General features: G+C 68.9%; 2 protein-coding genes. Both read left to right on the top strand.

Going from position 1 to position 1,061, the window contains the following annotated elements:
- Positions 1-513: isochorismatase family protein (locus EOA22_RS34800; protein WP_127390678.1), on the top strand; the 513-nt coding region annotated here is incomplete at its 5' end.
- On the top strand, positions 510-1,061 hold a 552-nt coding region (locus tag EOA22_RS34795), incomplete at its 3' end, for an alpha/beta hydrolase (RefSeq protein ID WP_164756229.1). The genes EOA22_RS34800 and EOA22_RS34795, both read left to right, overlap by 4 nt.

The following is a 1,061-nucleotide window of genomic DNA, read 5'->3' as shown; positions in this document are numbered from 1 at the left end:
CACTGGGCCTACATCGTCGATCTCGACAAGCAGGACCGCCCGTTTCATCCGCTCGGCGAGGACGGCAAGTCGGCCTTTTCCGACAAGAGCGATCCGCTGACCGAAATCTGCCATGAGGTGGCGCCGGCCAAGGGCGAGGCGCTGCTGATCAAGGCCGAGGCCAGCGCCTTCCGCACCGGGCCGGCGGCGGGCGACATCAAGTCGGCCGGCATCGAATGGTTGGTCATATCAGGCGTCTGGACCGAGGCCTGCATCGACGCGTCGGTCAAGGATGCGGTGGCCAAAGGCTTTCGCGTGCTGCTGGTCAAGGATGCCTGCGGCAGCGGCAGCGCGGCCATGCACCAGACCGGGATCCTCAACCTCGCCAACCGGCTCTATGGCGGCGCCGTCACCGACACCGACGGCGCCTGCCGGCTGCTGGCCGGCGAAACCGTCACCGTCTGGCAGGTCGAGGGCTCGGTGCCGCTGCGTTTCAGCTTCGACAACGCGGCCGCGCTCTACGCCGATCTATGACGCGCGGCCCCTACGAAACACGGCTCGACCCGGCCCTTTGGGCCTATATCGACGCCGTCAACGCCTGGCATCCGCCCGAGATCATCGGCCTGCCGATCGACAAGCAGCGCGCCGTCTATGACAGGATGAGCCGGGCTTTCCACCAGGGCCGCCCGCCCGGCGTCAAGGCCAGCGACGGGCTGATCGCCGCCGCCGGCCGCGACATCCCGGTCCGGCGCTACCGGCTCGAGGGCAACGCCGCCAAGGCGATGGTGGTCTACTACCACGGCGGCGGCTTCATCCTCGGCGGGCTCGAAAGCCATGACGACATCTGCGCCGAGCTCTGCGCCGGCACAGGTTTCGACGTGCTGTCGGTCGATTACCGGCTGGCGCCGGAGCATCTTCATCCCGCCGCCTTCGATGATGCGGTGGCCGCCTTCGAATGGGCAGCGGCGAGATCAGGCCTGCCGCTGGTGCTGTGCGGCGAAAGCGCCGGCGGCAATCTCGCCGCGGCGGTGGCGCAGGCGACGCGCCGCCACGCCAGCGCTGCCATAGGCCAGGTGCTGATC

The sequence above is a fragment of the Mesorhizobium sp. M7A.F.Ca.US.014.04.1.1 genome (assembly GCF_003998745.1).
Taxonomy (GTDB): domain Bacteria; phylum Pseudomonadota; class Alphaproteobacteria; order Rhizobiales; family Rhizobiaceae; genus Mesorhizobium; species Mesorhizobium ciceri.
Note: the sequence above shows the minus strand (reverse complement) of the source record. Positions and strands in the feature narration are given on the sequence as shown.